This window comes from Halomonas sp. MCCC 1A13316, from assembly GCF_014931605.1.
Classification (GTDB): domain Bacteria; phylum Pseudomonadota; class Gammaproteobacteria; order Pseudomonadales; family Halomonadaceae; genus Halomonas.
On sequence record NZ_CP053382.1, the window covers coordinates 3,178,158 to 3,196,342 of the forward strand.

Annotated in this window: 16 protein-coding genes; 5 read left to right on the top strand and 11 right to left on the bottom strand. The window is 64.6% G+C overall.

Features of this window, described 5'->3' with window-relative positions; all coding sequences use genetic code 11:
* Nucleotides 1-138: 138 nt before the first annotated feature.
* The gene (gene orn / locus HNO52_RS14710; protein ID WP_197566000.1) at nucleotides 139-723 is read right to left on the bottom strand and encodes an oligoribonuclease; all 585 of its coding nucleotides are present in this window, start codon (nucleotides 721-723) and stop codon (nucleotides 139-141) included.
* Nucleotides 724-811: 88 nt separating this feature from the next.
* On the opposite strand from orn, the gene rsgA reads away from it, so the two are divergent.
* The 3 genes from rsgA to asd all read left to right on the top strand — a co-directional run bounded on the left by rsgA (nucleotide 812) and on the right by asd (nucleotide 3,647).
* Nucleotides 812-1,846, top strand: coding sequence for a small ribosomal subunit biogenesis GTPase RsgA (rsgA, locus tag HNO52_RS14715; protein ID WP_197566001.1), 1,035 nt, complete (start codon nucleotides 812-814; stop codon nucleotides 1,844-1,846).
* Between the two features lie 39 nt (nucleotides 1,847-1,885).
* A complete protein-coding gene (locus tag HNO52_RS14720) occupies nucleotides 1,886-2,716 on the top strand; it encodes a sulfurtransferase (RefSeq protein ID WP_197566002.1) in 831 nt (276 codons plus the stop codon).
* A 73-nt stretch (nucleotides 2,717-2,789) separates the two neighbouring features.
* On the top strand, nucleotides 2,790-3,647 hold the full coding sequence (gene asd, locus HNO52_RS14725; protein WP_197566003.1) for an archaetidylserine decarboxylase: 858 nt from the start codon (nucleotides 2,790-2,792) through the stop codon (nucleotides 3,645-3,647).
* 12 nt (nucleotides 3,648-3,659) lie between these two features.
* Here asd and epmA read toward each other — a convergent pair whose 3' ends face one another.
* Both epmA and efp read right to left on the bottom strand, forming a co-directional pair.
* Entirely contained in the window at nucleotides 3,660-4,634 is a 975-nt protein-coding gene (epmA, locus tag HNO52_RS14730; RefSeq protein WP_197566004.1) for an EF-P lysine aminoacylase EpmA, read from the bottom strand.
* Between the two features lie 193 nt (nucleotides 4,635-4,827).
* The gene (gene efp, locus HNO52_RS14735; RefSeq protein WP_167116944.1) at nucleotides 4,828-5,394 is read right to left on the bottom strand and encodes an elongation factor P; all 567 of its coding nucleotides are present in this window, start codon (nucleotides 5,392-5,394) and stop codon (nucleotides 4,828-4,830) included.
* 102 nt (nucleotides 5,395-5,496) lie between these two features.
* Here efp and epmB point away from each other — a divergent pair, with 102 nt between their 5' ends.
* Nucleotides 5,497-6,543 carry an EF-P beta-lysylation protein EpmB gene (gene epmB, locus HNO52_RS14740; RefSeq protein WP_197566005.1) on the top strand — a complete coding sequence of 349 codons (1,047 nt, stop codon included), beginning with the start codon at nucleotides 5,497-5,499 and terminating at the stop codon, nucleotides 6,541-6,543.
* A gap of 224 nt (nucleotides 6,544-6,767) precedes the next feature.
* On the opposite strand, the gene leuA is transcribed toward epmB, so the two are convergent.
* The 4 genes from leuA to HNO52_RS14760 all read right to left on the bottom strand — a co-directional run bounded on the left by leuA (nucleotide 6,768) and on the right by HNO52_RS14760 (nucleotide 11,070).
* Entirely contained in the window at nucleotides 6,768-8,483 is a 1,716-nt protein-coding gene (gene leuA / locus HNO52_RS14745; RefSeq protein ID WP_197566006.1) for a 2-isopropylmalate synthase, read from the bottom strand.
* A gap of 305 nt (nucleotides 8,484-8,788) precedes the next feature.
* Complete coding sequence (locus tag HNO52_RS14750) at nucleotides 8,789-9,130, bottom strand: protealysin inhibitor emfourin (protein WP_197566007.1); 342 nt, start codon at nucleotides 9,128-9,130, stop codon at nucleotides 8,789-8,791.
* A complete protein-coding gene (locus HNO52_RS14755; protein WP_197566008.1) occupies nucleotides 9,127-10,170 on the bottom strand; it encodes a M4 family metallopeptidase in 1,044 nt (347 codons plus the stop codon). Before HNO52_RS14755 ends, HNO52_RS14750 begins: the two co-directional genes overlap by 4 nt.
* A gap of 66 nt (nucleotides 10,171-10,236) precedes the next feature.
* Entirely contained in the window at nucleotides 10,237-11,070 is an 834-nt protein-coding gene (locus HNO52_RS14760; RefSeq protein ID WP_197566009.1) for an ion transporter, read from the bottom strand.
* Nucleotides 11,071-11,329: 259 nt separating this feature from the next.
* Between HNO52_RS14760 and HNO52_RS14765 the strand changes: the two genes are divergently transcribed.
* On the top strand, nucleotides 11,330-12,184 hold the full coding sequence (locus HNO52_RS14765; protein WP_197566010.1) for an SDR family oxidoreductase: 855 nt from the start codon (nucleotides 11,330-11,332) through the stop codon (nucleotides 12,182-12,184).
* A gap of 93 nt (nucleotides 12,185-12,277) precedes the next feature.
* On the opposite strand, the gene HNO52_RS14770 is transcribed toward HNO52_RS14765, so the two are convergent.
* From HNO52_RS14770 to parE, 4 genes are all read right to left on the bottom strand, one after another.
* Nucleotides 12,278-12,538, bottom strand: coding sequence for a TIGR02647 family protein (locus HNO52_RS14770; RefSeq protein ID WP_197566011.1), 261 nt, complete (start codon nucleotides 12,536-12,538; stop codon nucleotides 12,278-12,280).
* A gap of 108 nt (nucleotides 12,539-12,646) precedes the next feature.
* A complete protein-coding gene (serB, locus tag HNO52_RS14775) occupies nucleotides 12,647-13,867 on the bottom strand; it encodes a phosphoserine phosphatase SerB (RefSeq protein ID WP_197566012.1) in 1,221 nt (406 codons plus the stop codon).
* Nucleotides 13,864-16,116, bottom strand: a complete 2,253-nt coding sequence (gene parC / locus HNO52_RS14780) for a DNA topoisomerase IV subunit A (protein ID WP_197566013.1) — start codon at nucleotides 16,114-16,116, stop codon at nucleotides 13,864-13,866. Before parC ends, serB begins: the two co-directional genes overlap by 4 nt.
* 183 nt (nucleotides 16,117-16,299) lie before the next feature.
* Nucleotides 16,300-18,180, bottom strand: a complete 1,881-nt coding sequence (gene parE, locus HNO52_RS14785) for a DNA topoisomerase IV subunit B (RefSeq protein ID WP_197566014.1) — start codon at nucleotides 18,178-18,180, stop codon at nucleotides 16,300-16,302.
* Between the last annotated feature and the right edge of the window lie 5 nt (nucleotides 18,181-18,185).

Here is an 18,185-nt window from a genome sequence, read left to right on the forward strand (position 1 = left end):
CCACTGTTCAAGGCGTCAACGGTAGCGGCGCCGGGGACAGGGCGAAGCAGAGGTCTTTTGCCATGGATGGCAAAAGTAGCGCCCAAGGATGGGTTCACAGCGCCTCTGCGAAGCCCTGTCGACGGAGTAGCCGCGGGATCACTCCTCTTCGTCGCGCTCGCTGCCCGCCAGACGCAGGAACGTAGTGCGATAGTGCGCCAGCTCGGCCAGCGATTCGCGAATATCGTCTAGCGCCTGGTGCGTGTTGCGCTTGCTGAAGCCGGCCAGCGCGCCCGGGTTCCAGCGCTTGGCCAGCTCCTTCAGGGTCGAGACATCCAGGTTGCGGTAGTGAAAGAAGCCCAGCAGTCCGGGCATTTCGCGCTCGAGGAAGCGCCGGTCCTGATGCACGCTGTTGCCGCACATGGGCGAGGAGCCCGAGACTACGTATTGCTGCAAGAATTCGAGAGTCTGTCGCTCGGCCTCGGCGGTATCGATGCGGCTCTGCTTGACCCGCTCGACCAGGCCAGATTCTCCATGGGTCTTCTGATTCCAGTCATCCATGGCCGCAAGCAGGTCGTCGGACTGGTGCACGGCAAGCACCGGGCCTTCGGCGATGAGGTTGAGGTCGCTGTCGGTGATCAGGGTGGCCACCTCGATGATGCGCTCGCGCTCGGGCTCCAGCCCGGTCATCTCGAGATCGATCCACACCAGCAGATCCTCGCGTGGCGCGGAAGTATTCGGCATTGGGACAAGCTCCAGGTTGAAGGGCGCAGCAGGACAGGCCGGGCCACGCTGGGTACAATGCCTCTATTGTAACGATCTTCGAGCGCCCATGAGCAAACGCAAGCTAAGTCGCCAGCAGCGCTGGCGGATCGAAAAGGTTCAGGCCGAGCGGTCTCGGCGCGCCGAGCAGCGCGACGCCCAGGACACGCAGAAGCTCGCCGCCGGCAAATACGGCCCCGAGCGGCCCGGGCGCGTCATTGCTCATTACGGACGCACTCTCGACGTGCAGGGCGACGCCGACGAAGCGACCGTACGCTGCCATCTGCGTGCCAATCTGGAAGGGCTGGTGACCGGTGACCGAGTCATCTGGCGCGCCACTTACGACGACGAGGGCAACGCCGTGGAAGGCGTTGTCGTGGCGCGCAGCGAACGCCAGAATGTGCTCGAGCGTCCCGATCCTCGCGGTCAACTCAAGCCGGTCGCGGCCAATATCGATCAGATCCTGATCGTTTTTGCCGTTGAACCCGTTCCTCATCCCAACTTGATCGACCGCTACCTGGTAGCCGCCGAGGCCACCGGTATCGCTCCGGCGCTGGTGCTCAACAAGATCGACCTGCTGCCCACAGACGGCGGCGAGCTGCGCGACCTGCTGGCCCGCTACGAAGCGCTGGGGTATCCGGTGGTGACGACCACCACCGCCCGCGACGATGGACTCGATGCCCTGCTGGAACGACTGAGCGGGCGCACCTCGGTATTCGTCGGCCAGAGCGGCGTGGGCAAGTCGTCGCTGATCGACCGCCTGCTGCCCGATGAATCGTTGCGTATCGGCGAGCTGTCGAAAGATTCGCGCAAGGGTACCCATACCACCACCACGGCACGCCTCTACCGGTTGCCCGCCGCCGACGACGCCGAACTGATCGACTCGCCGGGGATCCGCGAATTCGGCCTGGTTCACCTGGACGAGCAGCAGGTCGCCAAAGGTTTCATCGAGTTTCGCGACCTCCTCGGCCGCTGCCGCTTTCGCGATTGCCGCCACCGCCAGGAGCCGGGCTGCGCCCTGCTCCTGGCGGTGGAGCGTGGTGATATTCACCCTCAGCGTTTTGCCAGCTATCGCCATATCGTCGATAGTCTCAGCGAGACCTGATCAGGCCCGCATTGCAATATAGAGGATAAGGAGAGCGCCATGAGTTCCGAAGAGAACCTGCTGCCGCTGATCGTCGAACCCGAGCAGCTCGCGGACCACCTCGGCAATCCACAGCTGCTGATCGTCGATGTGCCGCTCAAGGCGGAGAGCTACGCGGAGGGACATGTCCCCGGCGCCGTCTTCCTCGAATTCGGCCGCCTGATGCGTGGCGAAGACGAGGTGCCCAACGAGGTGCCGAGCGTAGAGTCGCTGTCGCAGCTGTTCTCATCGCTCGGCCTGACCCGCGACAGCCATGTGGTGGCCTATGATGACGAGGGCGGCGGCTGGGCCGGGCGCCTGCTGTGGACACTGGAGCTGATTGGTCACACCCGCTACTCCTACCTCAACGGCGGCATCCACGCCTGGCGTCAGGCTGGCCAGCCCGTTTCCCATGAGCCGACCGCCCCCCAGCCGAGTGACTACGAGGCCGAGATCCTTCATCCCGACGTCGCCATCGATCGCTTCGAACTGCAGGAGCGCCTCGGTGAGAAGGGCTTTGCTATCTGGGACGCCCGCTCGCCGGAAGAGTACCGCGGCGAGAAAGGCGACAATCGCCAACTCGGCCATATTCCCGGTGCGGTGAACATGGAGTGGACCGAGGCCATGGACAAGGAGCGCGCCCTGCGCATCCGCGACTATGCCGAATTGGTCACCGAACTCGAGGCGCTGGGGCTCACGCCGGACATGGAAGTGGTTACCCATTGCCAAAGCCACCACCGCAGCGGCTTTACCTGGCTGGTGGGCAAGGCGCTGGGGTTCGAGAAGATGCGCGGCTACGCCGGCTCCTGGAAGGAGTGGGGCAACTGCGACGATACGCCGATCGAAAAGTAAGCTACGTCCTACCGACGCGTCCGCGTGAGGCGACTCGCGCGGTTGCCATCATGAGCTCAACGGAAGCCTTATCTTGTCTCTTGCCAAGTTCTTCGCCCTGATCCAGTACCCGATCCCCCACCACCTGCTGTCGCGGCTGGTGGGCTTGCTGGCCGAATGTCGCATCACCTGGCTGAAGAATGCGCTGATCTGCGCCTTCATCAAGGTCTTCGAGGTCGACATGCGCGAGGCCGCCGAGCCCGACCCCACGGTTTACGCTACCTTCAACGACTTCTTCACTCGCTCACTGAAGCCGCACGCCCGCCCCCTGGGCGAGGGCCTGCTCTGCCCCGCCGACGGCAATATTTCCCAGTTCGGCCCCATCGAGGCGGACCGCCTGCTGCAGGCCAAGGGGCATCGCTTCTCGGTCGTCGACCTGTTGGGCGGTGACACCGAGGCGGCAAGGCGTTACAGCGGTGGCAGCTACGCCAACGTCTATCTCTCGCCCAAGGATTACCACCGCGTGCACATGCCGCTGGCCGGCACCCTGACCGAGATGGTCTACGTACCGGGGCGGCTGTTCTCGGTGAACTCGGCCACGACGGACCACGTGCCTAACCTGTTCGCCCGCAACGAGCGCCTGGTGTGCCATTTCGATACCGAGCACGGGCCCATGGCGGTGGTGCTGGTGGGGGCGATGATCGTAGCCGCCATCGAGACGGTATGGGCCGGCCAGATCACGCCGCTCTCGGGCCAGGTGCAACGCGTGCGTTTCGACAAGCCGATTCGCCTCGAGCGTGGCGCTGAGATGGGCCGCTTCAAGCTCGGCTCCACGGTGGTGATGGCCTTCGCCGGCAAGGTCGATTTCGACGCCGGCCTGGCGCCCAAGACAAAGGTCTCCATGGGTCAGTCGCTGGGCGGCTTTCCTAACCGCGGTGGTGAATTCTTCTAAGCGCAGCCTGTGCTAGCAATTGGGCGTGGCGAAAGCCATGACTTCGGCCACGCTCGTCTTGCCCAGGGCAAGTTGGACCAGCCGGTCGATGCCCAGTGCTATGCCGCTACATCCCGGCATGCCATGCGCCAGTGCCGCCAGTAGGCGCTGGTCGACATCCACCTGGGGCAGCCCCAGACGACGCCGGGCGAGATTGTCCTCGGCGAAGCGGGCAGCCTGCTCGTCGGCATCGATGAGCTCATCGTAGCCGTTGGCGAGCTCCAGCCCGGCGAGGTAAACCTCGAAGCGCGAGGCGACCCACTCGCCATCCTGCGGGTCGCGATGGCGCCGCGCCAGCGCTGCCTGGCTTGCCGGGTAGTCCACCACCACGTCAAGGCCCTCACGCCCCAGGCCAGGCTCGATGGCCAGGCTCATCAGCAGGTCGAGGCAGTCGTCGCGCCCGGCATCGTTCATATCGAGCCCACCATGTTCGCCAGCAACGCGACGCAGCATATCGAGCTCGACGGTAAAGGGATCGAGCCCCAGCGTCTCGCAGAACAACTCGCGATAGCGACGGTGGCGCAGCGGCCCTGGATCGCGACTCAGCACCGCTTGGATCAGCGCGGCCGTCTCGTCGATCAACTCATCGAGAGAGAAACCGGGGCGGTACCACTCCAGCATGGTGAACTCGATGTTGTGTCGGCCGCCCACCTCGCCGTCGCGAAAGCTGCGGGCAAGCTGGAAGATCGGCCCTGAACCTGCGGCCAGCAAGCGCTTCATGTGGAACTCGGGCGAGGTCTGCAGCCACAGCCGCTCGCACCCCGCCGGCGTGGTCGCTTTCAGCGACAGCGATGCCAGGTGCACGTCGGTGCTGCCGCCATGCCCCAGCACCGGCGTCTCTACCTCCAGCACGCCACGCTCGGCGAAGAATGCCCGCACCTCGCCCAGCAGCCGAGCCCGCTCGCGCAGCGTCTCGATACTCGCCGTGGGGCGCCAGCCAGTTGCCATGACAGGTCTCCAGAACGATGAAGGCCACGCCGAATCAGCGTGGCCTATGTGGAAGCGGTGGCAGAGTGCGGCTGTTCCGGCGACAGGCGCTTCGCGGAGGCGCTGTAAACCCATCCTTGGGCGCTACATTTGTCATCCATGACAAATGACCTCCGCTCCGGCCTGTCCCCAGCGCCGCAAGCTAGACTATCCTTTATGCTCTCGAGACATACTCACCAGAGCGAGTATCGACTTTCAGTACTTCACCCTGGTTAATGAACAGCGGCACCCGCACCACCGCGCCGGATGAGAGCGTGGCCGGCTTGGAGCCGCCCTGGGCGGTATCGCCCTTCAGGCCCGGATCGGTCTCGACCACTTCGAGCTCGATGAAGTTGGGCGGCGTCACGCTGATGGCGTTGTCGTTCCACAGGGTCACGGTGTAGGCCACCTGCTCCTTGAGCCATTTGACGGTATCGCCCAAAGCCTTCTTCTCGACGGCGTACTGCTCGAAGGAACCGTCGGTCTTCATGAAGTGCCACATGTCGCCGTCGTTGTAGAGATATTCCATCTCGAGGTCCACCACGTCGGCGCCTTCGAGGGATTCGCCCGACTTGAAGGTACGCTCCCACACACGACCGGTGATCAGGTTACGCAGCTTCACGCGGTTGAACGCCTGGCCCTTGCCCGGCTTGACGAATTCGTTCTCGACGATCGCACAGGGGTCGCCGTCCAGCATCACCTTCAGACCGCCCTTGAATTCGTTGGTAGAATAGTTAGCCATGTTTCCTCTCGAAAGATCGTGCGCGCCGCAGCAGGCTCTGGACGCGCAAATACCGAATCGACGAGGATTCGAGCCCTCGCCCCTTTGTGACTGGTGTGCCGCATGATAACCCGAAGCTCCGCCCTTTTGCAGAGACCGGATTCGCCAAGCGTTGACGTGACGCCCCTGACGCTTCCGAGCGCCTGGCAGACCCAACTGTCGCGAGCGATTCGCGACCCGCGCGAGCTGTGCCGACGGCTGGGGCTGGATGATGCCTGGCTTGCCGGCGCCGAGCGCGGCCACGCCCTGTTCGGGATACGCGTGCCGGAGGCGTTCCTGGCGCGCATGCGCCACGACGACCCGAGCGACCCCCTGCTGCGCCAGGTGTTACCGCTCGCCGCCGAGGGCGAGAGCGTCCCCGGGTACGTCACCGACCCCTTGGCCGAAGCCGAGCACACCCCCGGGCCGGGGCTGATTCACAAATACAACGGGCGAGTGCTACTGATCGCCAGCCCCGCCTGCGCGGTGAACTGCCGCTACTGCTTCCGTCGGCATTTCCCCTACGCCGACAACAGCCCCTCTCGCGCCCAATGGGAGCGCTCGCTCGAGACGCTGCGCAACGATCCAAGCATTCATGAAGCGATTCTCTCCGGCGGCGATCCGCTGGCCGCCAGCGACCGCCAGCTCGCCTGGCTGGTCGAGCGCCTAGAGGCGATTCCTCACCTCAAGCGGCTGCGCATCCATACCCGCCTGCCGGTGGTGATTCCCGACCGGGTCGACGACGCCCTGCTCGGCTGGCTCGGCGCCACCCGGCTGCAGAAGGTCGTGGTGTTGCATATCAATCATGCCCAGGAAATCGACGATGCCGTGTTCAACGCCTGCGCACGGCTCAAGCAGGCCGGCGTGACCCTGCTCAATCAGAGCGTGCTGCTGCGTGGCGTCAACGACTCGGTGGAGGCACTGGCCGAACTCTCCGAGCGGCTGTTCGAGGCGGGTATATTGCCTTATTACCTGCACGTGCTCGACCCGGTTACCGGGGCCGCCCACTTCGATGTACCAGACGAAGAGGCCCGCGAACTGGTCGCGGGCCTCAGAGAAGTACTGCCGGGCTTTCTGCTCCCCCGCCTGGTCAGGGAGATCCCGGGCGAGGCAAGCAAGAGGCCGCTGTGACCCGCCAGGCGGCGCTGTCGAGAAGCCCTTAGCAAGGGCGCTGTCACGAACAAGCCGGTCAGCGGCGATCGACAGGGAAGTCGATCGAGGACGTGCGCGTCTGCGACTGGCAAGAGGGAGCTTGTTCCAGTCCGACGCGTCGCCCGGCTTGAGAGAGACAGGGTTTCGCCCTTGCGTGGCGCCGGAGACAGCGTCGCCTGACGCCACGCTGCGGGCCGGTTACTTCACTTCACCTCTGCCAAGCTCTCCGCGGTCACATTGGCCGCCGCCGGCTCGTTGGAGACATGCCGGTTGATGGCGCTCATCACCGCCTTCATCGAGGCGCTGGTGATGCTCTCGTCGGTACCCACGCCGAACACCGCCTTGCCGTCGATGCGCACCTCGACGTAGGCGATCGCCTCGGCGTCTGCGCCCTGGCCGCGGGAGTGCTCGTGGTAGTCGATGATCTCCACGTCGTGACCGGCGGCTGCCAGGGCCTTGATGAATGCCGCCAGCGGGCCGTTGCCTTCACCGCTGATGGTACGCCGTTCGCCGTGCTCCTCGATGCTGGCTTCAAGCTGCACCTTGGGGCTGTCGGGCTCCGAGGAGAGGCGATGACTGGCCATTGCATAGGGCGAAGTACGCATCAGGTACTCGTCGGCAAAGGCCTGGTAGATCATCTGCGAGGTGATCTCCTTGCCGGTACGGTCGGCAACTTCCTGCACCACCTGGCTGAACTCGATCGAGAGCCGGCGCGGCAGCTCGATGCCGTGCTCCTGCTCCAGCAGGTAGGAGACCCCACCCTTGCCCGACTGGCTGTTGACGCGGATTACCGCCTCGTAGCTGCGACCCACGTCCAGCGGATCGATGGGCAGGTAGGGCACCTCCCACATGGCATCCGGATTGGCGCGCCGCTCGGTCATGCCCTTCTTGATGGCATCCTGGTGAGAACCGGAGAAGGCGGTGAACACCAGGTCCCCCACGTAGGGGTGGCGCGGGTGCACCGGCAGCTGGTTGCAGTACTCCACCTCGCGCATGATCGGTGTGATGTTGGAGAAGTCGAGCCCGGGGTGAACCCCCTGGGTGTAGAGGTTCATCGCCAGAGTGACGATGTCGACGTTGCCGGTGCGCTCGCCGTTGCCGAACAGGGTGCCCTCGACGCGGTCGGCACCGGCCATCACGGTCAGCTCGGCCGCTGCCACGCCGGTACCACGGTCGTTGTGCGGGTGCACGCTTACGATCAGGCGATCGCGGTTCTTGACGTTTCGGCAGAACCACTCCACTTGGTCGGCATAGTTGTTGGGCGTGGCCGCCTCCACCGTGGCCGGCAGGTTGACGATCATCTTCTTCTCGACCGTCGCCCCGTAGGCCTCCATCACCGCCTCGACCACCTCCTTGGCGAAGTCCATCTCGGTGGTGGTGAAAAGCTCCGGCGAGTACTGGAAGGTCCAGCTTGTCTCTGGCGCTTCGAGCATGCGGTGGCGGATCTGGGTGGTAGCGTCAACGGCAATACCGATGCACTCTTCCTTGCTGACGTTGAACACCACGCGACGGAACACCGGGTCGGTGGCATTGTAGACGTGGACGATGGCATTCTTCGCCCCTTTCAGCGCCTCGAAGGTGCGATCGATGAGATGCGGGCGCGCCTGGGTCAGCACCTGGATGGTGACGTCGTCCGGTATCTTGTCCTGCTCGATCAGTGCACGCACGAAGTCGAAATCTGTCTGCGACGCCGAGGGGAAGCCGACCTCGATCTCCTTGAAGCCAATCTTCACCAGCAGGTCGAAGAAGCGCTGCTTGCGCTCCTGATCCATGGGGTCGATCAACGCCTGGTTGCCGTCGCGCAGATCGACGCTGCACCACAGCGGCGGCGACTCGATACGTCGATTCGGCCATTGGCGGTCGGGCAGGTCGACGGCGACGAAGGAGCGGTACTTGGCGGAGGGGTTGTCGAGCATCATGGTGGCATTCTCCCTGGGCTGGCGGCGTTCAGAAACGACGACGCCCCGGCTGCATGGAGCATGCCGGGGCGTCGGAGCGATAGGCGAAACAATGGCCGCGACCGACAACGGTCACGACGCAACGGTAGACATGGCAGAAAACGCTTTGGATGGTTGACATTTCGGTACCTCGACTGACCTGGACAAGAATGCGATGCGCGACGCATCGCCCGGCGCTCAAAGGCCGGTTAGTAGTCGTAGGTTCAGGCTGAGGTAGCGGAATGTCGTGTTCATATGCTCTAGAAAATCAGTATATGCGGCGCTTGTCAAGGCGCGCTCCCGTTTTCCGCTTGGGTCTCGGCCAGCCGCCACCAGGCGAACAGCTCCTGAGGCACCGCTTCCTCGTCCACCGTCAGTAACCACAGCGAGGTGCCATTGGCATCCTCTACGCTCAGGCAGAGCCGGCGGCGGTCGGCGCCCGGAGCCTCCTTTTGCCCTGCTCCCGACTCCGCACTCGACAGTAAACGCCACAGCTCGTCTCGCTGTGCCTCGCTGTAGCGGGCACAGTGGATGCAGCGGGGCCGTGACAGGCCGGGGAAGTGCGCCACCCCGCCTTCGCGCCGCAGCCGGACAACGCTGGCCGGGGTCAACGGCGGCGGCTGGCTCACGTCAGCACTCCGACGCGACGCCAGCCCTCGCGTACCGCTGTCGCTTCCTGGCTCATGGCACCATAGCGGCGCTCGGCATTGTCCAGCGTCAGCGTGGCGAAGGCGGCAAAGTCGCTATCTTGTTCCAGGCGCCGGTCGACGAGGGTGTCGTACCAGATTCGGCCGGCACGCTCCCAGGCATGGCCGCCCAGCGCCATGGCCGTGAGATGGAAGGCACGATTGGGGATCCCCGAATTGATGTGTACGCCACCGCTGTCCGCTTCGGTCACCACGAAGGCGTCCATGTGATCGGGCTGAGGGTCGCGCCCCAACAAGGGGTCATCGTAGGCGGTACCCGGCCTGGCCATGGAGCGCAAGGCACGTCCAGCGACTCGTTCGGTGAACAGCCCCTTGCCGATCAGCCAGTCCGCCTCGTCGACGCTCTGCTCCAGTTGGTGCTGCCTGACCAGGCTGCCGAACACGTCGCACAGCGACTCGTTGAGCGCACCCGACTGGCCAACGTAGGCCAGTGCAGATTCATGCTGGATGACGCCATGGGTCAATTCATGGGCGAGAATGTCTAACGCGATAGTAAAACGGTTGAAGAGTTCGCCGTCGCCATCACCGAATACCATCTGCTGACCGTCCCAGAAGGCGTTCTCGTAATCGCGGCCGTAGTGAACCGTGGCCAGCAGGGCCATGCCTTCGTCGTCGATGGAGTGCCGCTCATAGACCTCCCAGAACAATCGGTAGGTCGCCCCCAGGCCGTGGTAAGCCTCGTCGACGGCGGGGTCGCCGCTGTCGCCCTCCCCTTCTTGTCTCACCAGCTTTCCGGGCAGGGCCTGCTGCTGCTCGGCGGAATGGACGTAGCGGGCCGACTCGCCGCGCCTGGCACTGCCCTGAGGGAGAAAGACAACCCCGGCACGAGCGCGGAACTGCTGATCGACTACCAGAGTATGCCGGGCACGCTCGCGCAAGTGGTTCGATCCAGCGCTGGCGATGCGCTCGAGCAGGTAGGGTGGAAGAAAGCACCTCACCCCGGCGGGTACCGAATCGGTCATCCTTTTCCTCTCCTTCACCATTCGGGTCGCCCATCGAGCCCGCTTGATTAGAGCATAGCGGAAGACTTACTTCTCACGCCTCTCCAGCATCGCTTCCATGCGTGCCAACTGGTCGCCCAGCGTCCGCACGTCATTGCGCAGGCCGTGCAGCTCGGCAGCCTCGCCCTCGCCGCTCTCCAACTGCACCTGAATGCTCTCCTTCTGCATCACGTCGAGCACGATGCCGATCATCATGTTGAGAAAGATGAAGGCATTGAGAAAGATGAAGGTGAGGAAGTAGATCCAGGCATAGGGGTAGTGCTCCATGGTCGGGTAGAGCACCGCGGTGGCCCAGCTCTCGAAGGTCGCAACCTGGAACAGCGTCAGCATGGCCAGCGAGATGTTCCCCCACAGCCTCTCGTCGACGCTGGCGAACAGGAAACTGCCGATGGCGCCGTAGATGTAGAAGATGATGAACATCAACAGCACCACATAGCCCATCCGCGGGATCGACTTGAACAGCGCCGTGATCAGCATGCGCAGTTCGGGGATCATCGAGACCAGGCGCAGCACGCGGAAGATGCGCAGCAGCCGCGCCAGCAGCACCATCTCCGAATCGTCCATGGGAATCAGGCTGGCGGTCACGATAAAGAAATCGAAGACGTTCCAGCCGCGCTTGAAGAAGTCGCGCAAACGCTTCTCCGCCGCCATGCGGATCAGGATCTCTACCAGGAAGAAGACGGTCACCGCCGTGTCGAGCAGCAGCAGCCACTCCTGTATGGGGCTGACCTCTTCCTCGTAGGTCTTGGCACCAATCAGCAGGGCCGAGACGACGATGATGGTGATTACCGTCAGCTCGAAGGCCTTGTGGGCGCGCAGACGCTCGAAGCGGTCGCGCCAGGTTTCGAAAGAAGCGCTCATTGGAAAATTCTCGAAGGTACCTAAACAGGAGCCGAAGTGACAGGAGTCGAACCACCGGCAGCAAACCAGGCGACACCAGCGGTCGAGGCGGCGTGATGGTATCACGAGCGTGAAACGAAGAGCGTACCCTGAATGGCGCCGACGGTTTCACCCGTCATTACGACAGCGAAACTTTTATTCACGCTCCCGACCTTGTCCCGTCGGTTGCGCGCTGCCTATTTTCAAGTCATCACGTGCAAAAGGAAAAGGAGTCCGGCACATGAGCGAAGAGAAGCAGCCACCGCAGGAGCAGTCCCACCAGCCAGGCGCCGAGTACAAGATGGATCCCAAGCCGGAGTATATCCGCGAGAGCTACCGTGGCGCCGACAAGCTCAAGGACAAGGTCGCGATCATCACCGGTGGGGACAGCGGTATCGGCCGCGCCGTCGCCGTGCATTACGCCCGGGAGGGTGCCGACTGCGTCATCGCGCATCTGGAGGAGGATACCGACGCTCGCGACACGCAATCCCTGATCGAAGCGGAAGGACGCCGCTGCCTGGTACTCAAGGGCGACGTGGGCGAGCCATCGTTCTGCCAGGAGATCGTCGACAAGACGCTACAGGAGTTCGGCAAGGTCAATATCGTCGTGCACAACTCGGCCGAGCAGTACGACTGGGACGACATCACCGACATACCCGACGACCAGCTCCAGCGTACCTTCCAGACCAACGTGTTCAGTCACTTCTATCTGACCAAGTCGGCCCTGCCGCATATGCACGAGGGAGATTCGATCATCTGCACGTCGTCGATCAACGCCTTCAAGGGCAACCCATCGTTGATCGACTATACCGCCACCAAGGGCGCCATCCAGGGCCTGGTACGCTCGCTGGCCAAGCCACTGGCCGAGAAGGGTATTCGGATCAATGCCGTAGCCCCGGGGCCTGTATGGACACCCCTGATCCCGGCCAGCTTCCCCGCCGAGAAGGTCGCCTCCTTCGGCGGCCAGGTACCGATGAACCGCGCCGGGCAGCCCTCCGAGATGGGGCCGGCGTATGTCTACCTGGCCTGCGAGGAGTCCTCGTACATGAGCGGACAGACGCTACACCTGAACGGCGGCGTGGTGCTCAACACCTGAGCGTGCCGCCAACCCGACAGCGCCCACCTGGAGGCACCAGGCGGGCGCTGTCTCGAGGGAGCAAGAGTAACGAGGCAGAGGAATAACGAGACTTCAGGTCGTGAGTTCCGTCGGAGCCAGCAGGCCAGCCAGCTCCTGCGCGTGAAGTGCCGCCTCGCGCCCGCGGGGGGTCAGATAGCCACCGTCGGCCTGGGTCACCAGGCCCTTGGCATGCAGCCGCGAGGCGGCGGCTACGGCCCCGGTAGCGGCGCTGCCGGCATGCACCTTGAGGCCTTCATGGGTAGTGTCGAGATTGTACAGGCAGAGCAGGTTGAGCTCTTCCTGCAGCTCGGCGGAGAAAAGCGCTTGGGCCATGGCGACCTCCGGTGTGATAGACCTTCGAGACAGGACTTTCAAGATAAGTCCTTCGGGACAGATCCTTCGAAGGTACGACACTTGCTCTCGTGGCACCAGTTTCGTCGTTCAACCCGCCCGGTCCTCGTCCTCAAGGTCACCTTCGCGATAGCCCATCAGGTAGAGCACGGCATCGATGCCCAGGGTCGAGATCGACTGGCGCGCCTGGCTGCGCACTAGCGGCTTGGCGCGAAAGGCGATGCCGAGCCCGGCGGTGGCAAGCATCTTGAGGTCGTTGGCGCCGTCGCCCACGGCGATGGTCTGCTCCATGGTCAGCCCCTCGCGCTCGGCGATCTCGCGCAGCAGCTCCGCCTTGCGGCTGGCATCGAGGATCGGCTCGCGCACTTCGCCGGTGACCTTGCCGTTCTCGATCACCAGCTCGTTGGCGTGAATCTCGTCGAAGCCGAGCTTGTCCTGGAGGTGGCGGGCAAAGTAGGTAAAGCCGCCGGAGAGAATGGCGGTGCGATATCCCAGCCGCTTGAGATGCTTCATCAGCCGCTCGACGCCATCCATCAGCGGCAGTTCCTCGGCGATCTCGGCCAGCACCGCTTCGTCGAGCCCCTTGAGCTTGGCCATGCGTTCGCGGAAGCTCTGCTGGAAGTCGAGTTCACCGCGCATGGCACGCTCGGTGACCGCCGCAACGTCTTCATAGACGCCGTGGCGCCGCGCCAGCTCGTCGATCACCTCGGCCTGGATCAGGGTCGAATCCATGTCGAAGCAGACCAGGCGACGATGACGGCGCCAGATCGAATCCTCCTGGAGCGCGATGTCGACGCCATGCATCGCGCCCAGGGCCAGCGCCTTCTCGCGCAGGCTGTCGAGATCGACCTCTTCGCCGCGCAGCCAGCACTCGACGCAGGAGCCGAATGGCGGCACACCGCCATCCAGCGGCTCGCGCCCGGAAAGCCGGTGGATCAATTCCACGGTGAGGCCGTGCTCGGCAGTGAGCGCGCCGACTTCGGCCAGTATGCCGGCCGGCAGGTGCGGTGCCAGCAGGGTAAGGATCAGCCGCGGCTGGCTGGCATGCGCGCTCCATCGCTGGTAGTCCTCGGCGCTGACCTGGATCGCCTGCACGTCAAGGCCCAGGCTGACGCCGGCCTCGCTGAGCGCGCCTTCCAGGTCGCTGTCGCGATCGAGCCCGACCAGCGCCTCCAGCGACACCATGCCGAAGGTCACGCTCTGGTTGATGTCGAGCAGCCGCGCGCCGCTGCGCGCCATGGCCTGGCCCAGGCCGGCCAGTTGGCCGGGTCGTGCCGCGCCGGTGGCGCGAATCAATAGTCGTCGTGTCATTCCCCACTCTCCAGCCGATCGACCTTCTGCAGGCCGCGCGGCAGCTTGCTGCCGCGTCGGCCGCGTTCGCCGCGATAATAATCCAGATCGGCATCCTTGAGGGTAAGGTGTCGCTTCCCGGCATGGATGACCAGCGAGGCTCCGGCGGGCAGCAGGGCGATATCGCGTACCAGCTCCTCGCGCCGGGCGGCACGCGCACCGGGGATGTCGATCATCTTGTTGCCCTTGCCCTTGGCCAACTCCGGCAACTGCTCCAGCGGGAACAGCAGCAGCCGTCCTTCGTTGGAGACCGAGGCCACCCAGACGTCCTCGCCTTCCGGTACGCGTATCGGCGCCATGACCCGGCAACCCTTGGGCACCGAGAGCACCGCCTTGCCCGACTTGTTCTTGCCGATCAGCTCCTCCAGCTTCGCCACGAAACCGTAGCCGCCATCGCTGGCGAGCAGGTAGCGGGTCTCGGGCGGCGCCAGCATCAACCCGGCCATATGGGCGCCGGCCACCACGTTGACTCGGCCGGTCACCGGCTCGCCCTGGCTGCGAGCACTGGGCAGGTTGTGAGCGGCCAAGGTGTAGGCGCGGCCGGTGTCGTCGAGCAGTACCAGCGGCTGATTGGTCTTGCCGCGCCCGGCCAGGGCGAAGCGGTCGCCTGACTTGTAGGAGAGCCCTTCGGGGTCGATGTCGTGCCCCTTGGCGGCACGAATCCAGCCCTTCTCCGAGAGCACCACGGTGATGGGGTCGGCGCCCATCAGCTCGACCTCGGAGAGCGCCTTGGCCTCCTCGCGCTCGACGATGGGCGAGCGGCGCTCGTCGCCATGCTCACGGGCCGCCTCGCGCAATTCCTCTTCGATCAGGTCGGTGAGCTTGGCCTCGCTGCCGAGCAGCGCCTTGAGGCGTTTGCGTTCGGCTTCCAGCGCGTCCTGCTCCCCGCGAATCTTCATCTCCTCGAGCTTGGCCAAATGACGCAGGCGCAGCTCGAGGATCGCCTCGGCCTGGCGGTCGGAAAGACCGAAGGCTTCCATCAACGCACTCTTGGGCTCGTCCTCCTCGCGGATGATGCGGATCACCTCGTCGATGTTGAGGTAGGCGGCCAGCAGGCCCTCTAGGATGTGCAGGCGATCCTCGACCTTGCCCAGGCGATGCTCGAGGCGCCGTCGTACCGTCTTGCGTCGGAAAGTGAGCCATTCACCGAGCATGTCCGGCAGCGGCATCACCCGCGGGCGGCCGTCCAGCCCGATCACGTTGAGGTTGACGCGAATGTTCTTCTCGAGATCGGTGGTGGCGAACAGGTGCGCCATCATCGCCTCGATGTCGACGCGGTTGGAGCGCGGCTCGATCACCAGCCGTGTCGGCTCCTCATGGGTCGATTCGTCGCGCAAATCGTCCACCATGGGCAGCTTCTTGGCCTGCATCTGGGCGGCGATCTGCTCGAGCACCTTGGATCCGCTGACCTGATAGGGCAGCGCGGTGACCACCACCTTGCCCTCCTCCATGGTATAGCGGGCACGCAGTTTCACCGAGCCGCGGCCACTCTCGTAGAGCTTCTGAAGGTCGTCGCGGGAGGTGATGATCTCCGCCGCGGTGGGGAAATCGGGCGCTGGCATGTACTGCATCAGCTCGCCGGTAGTGGCGTCTGGATGGCGCAGCAGATGGCAGGTGGCCTCGACCACTTCGTGTACGTTGTGCGGCGGAATGTCGGTGGCCATGCCCACCGCGATGCCGGTGCCGCCGTTGAGCAATACATGGGGCAGGCGCGCCGGCAGCACCACCGGTTCGTTCATGGTGCCGTCGAAGTTGGGTGTCCAGTCGACGGTACCCTGGCCCAGTTCGGCGAGCAGCACCTCGGCAAACTTCGACAGGCGCGATTCGGTGTAGCGCATCGCCGCGAACGACTTGGGATCGTCGGGGCTGCCCCAGTTGCCCTGGCCGTCCACCAACGGGTAGCGGTAGCTGAACGGCTGGGCCATCAGCACCATCGCCTCGTAGCAGGCGCTGTCACCGTGAGGGTGGAACTTGCCCAGCACGTCGCCGACGGTACGCGCCGACTTCTTGTACTTGGCGCTGGCGTTCAGCGCCAGCTCGCGCATGGCGTAGACGATGCGCCGCTGTACCGGCTTCATGCCGTCGCCGATGTGCGGCAGCGCCCGGTCGAGGATGACGTACATCGAGTAATCGAGGTACGCCTTCTCGGTGTATTCGCGCAGCGAGAGGCGCTCGACGTCGCCCTCCGCCACCTGGATATCCATGGTCATACGATAAGCCCTTGGTCAGGGTTCAAGAACCGTTGTCTGCCCTATCCGCGGCTTACTCGGCGACAGGTCCCGAAGTGTCGGACCATTGCGGAGGCGCTGTGAACCCCTCCCTGGGCGCTACATTTGCCATCCATGGCAAATGACCTCCGCTACGACCTGTCCCCGGAGCCGCTCGTCCTGGCGCTACACTTCAATATCCGCGAGGTTGCCGTAATCTTCGAGCCAGCTCTTGCGGTCCGAGGCGCGCTTCTTGGCCAGCAGCATGTCCATCATCTCCATGGTGCCGTCGCCGATCTCGCGGGTGAGCTGCACCAGGCGGCGGGTCTCCACCGCCATGGTGGTCTCGCGCAGCTGCAGCGGGCTCATCTCGCCAAGGCCCTTGAAGCGCTGCACGTTAGGCGTGCCGCGTTTGCCCTCGAGGCGACGCAGGATTGCCGCCTTCTCGCTCTCGTCGAGGGCGTAGTGCACTTCCTTGCCCAGATCGATGCGGTAGAGCGGTGGCATGGCGACGTAGACGTGACCGGCATCGACCAGCGCCGGGAAGTGACGCACGAATAGCGCGCACAGCAGCGTGGCGATGTGCAGGCCGTCGGAGTCGGCATCGGCGAGGATGCAGATCTTGTGGTAGCGCAGCTGGCTGAGGTCGTCGCTGCCCGGGTCCATGCCCACCGCCACGGCGATGTCGTGGACCTCCTGGGAGCCGTAGATGTCGTGGCTGTCGACCTCCCAGGTGTTGAGGATCTTGCCGCGCAGCGGCAGGATCGCCTGGGTCTCGCGGTTGCGCGCCTGCTTGGCGCTGCCACCGGCCGAGTCGCCCTCCACCAGGAACAGCTCGCCCTGGGCCGGGTCCTGGCCGGAGCAGTCGGCCAGCTTGCCGGGCAGCGCGGGGCCGGCGGTGACCTTCTTGCGCGCCACTTTCTTGGCGCTCTTCTGGCGCCGCTGGGCAGCACTGATGACCATCTCGGCCAGCGCTTCGGCCTGGTCGACGTGATGATTCAGCCACAGCGAGAAGGCGTCCTTCACCACGCTGGAAACGAAGGCCGCCACGGTGCGCGACGAGAGTCGCTCCTTGGTCTGGCCGGCGAATTGCGGGTCGAGCATCTTCACCGAGAGCACGTAGGCGACCCGCTCCCACAGGTCCTCGGCGGTGAGCTTGACGCCCCGCGGCAGCAGGTTGCGGTACTCACAGAACTCGCGCAGGGCCTCGAGCAGGCCCGAGCGCAGGCCGTTGACGTGGGTGCCGCCCTGGGTCGTGGGGATCAGGTTGACGTAGCTCTCCATCAGCGTTTCGCCGCCCTCCGGGAGCCACTGCACCGCCCAGTCCACCGCCTGTTCGTCGTCGGCGAAGTGACCTATCAAAGGCGAGGCCGGCAGCACCTCGAAGCCGTCGGTGGCCTGGGCCAGGTAGTCGCGCAGCCCGTCCTCGTACTGCCAGACACTCTCGGCGCCGTCGGTTTCGACCAGGGTGACCTTGAGCCCGGGGCACAGCACCGCCTTGGCCCGCAGCAGGTGCTTGAGCCGCCCCATCGCCAGCCGGGGGCTGTCGAAGTAGGACTCGTCGGGCCAGAAGCGCACCAGGGTACCGGTGGTACGCTTGGCCACGCTGCCGATCTCGGCCAGCTCCGATACCTTGTCACCGTGCTCGAAGGCCATGCCGTGGCGGGCGCCGTCGCGCATCACCTCCACTTCCAGGCGCCGCGACAGGGCGTTCACTACCGACACGCCGACGCCATGCAGGCCGCCGGAGAAGCGATAGCTGGACTGGGAGAACTTGCCGCCGGCGTGGAGCCGGGTGAGGATCAGTTCGATCCCCGAGACACCATGTTCGGGGTGAATGTCGATCGGCATACCACGACCGTCGTCGGAGACTTCGATGCCACCGTCCTCGAGCAGGCGCACGGTGACTTCGCGGGCATGGCCGGCCAGCGCCTCGTCGACGCTGTTGTCGATGACCTCCTGGGCCAGGTGGTTGGGCCGGGTGGTGTCGGTGTACATGCCGGGGCGCTTGCGCACCGGGTCGAGACCGGAGAGAACTTCGATTGAGCTGGCACTGTACTGTGTCATGCGTG